This window comes from Neobacillus drentensis (genome assembly GCF_036966985.1).
In the GTDB taxonomy this organism is placed as follows: domain Bacteria; phylum Bacillota; class Bacilli; order Bacillales; family Cytobacillaceae; genus Neobacillus; species Neobacillus drentensis_E.
Map to the genome: position 1 here is coordinate 1 of NZ_JBALSN010000191.1, position 472 is coordinate 472.

Genomic DNA, 472 nt, shown 5'->3' on the forward strand with positions numbered 1-472 from the left:
TCTTTTCAATAAACCCCAACTCTTCAAGGTCGGACATTTCATTACGAATGGTTGCCGAACTGAAAGAAATCTCTTTCTTTTTCGACAAACTTCTTGAGCCGACTGGTTGGGCAGATCGAATAAAGTCATCAACAATAACCTGAAGAATTAACAATTGACGATCTGTTAGCAACATTCATCACCTCTGTTAGCACTCCTAGTTAACGAGTGCTAATTATATTAATAAATTATCAAATGAAGGGGGATGGTGTCAATCAAAAAGAACAGTAAACCTCTCTAAGCAAGATAATAATTAAAATCTTGCTTACTTTAAAAATGCCTGGAATACTTCATTTCCTAGCAGTCTCCCCTTTTTCGTTAAAAATATATGATTTTTTTCCACATCTAACCACTGTTTTGCCATTAATTCACTAATCTCTTTTTCGAATAATTGAAGGGGGTCTTTAGCAAATTTTTCAATAAAATGAGGAAT

The 472-nt window shown here is 33.9% G+C and carries 2 pseudogenes; both read right to left on the minus strand.

The features are described 5' to 3' along the window. Positions 1-172, minus strand: a pseudogene (locus V7659_RS13015) (heat-inducible transcriptional repressor HrcA); the annotation flags it as partial. 132 nt (positions 173-304) lie between these two features. Beyond that, positions 305-472: pseudogene (locus tag V7659_RS13020) on the minus strand (radical SAM family heme chaperone HemW); the annotation flags it as partial.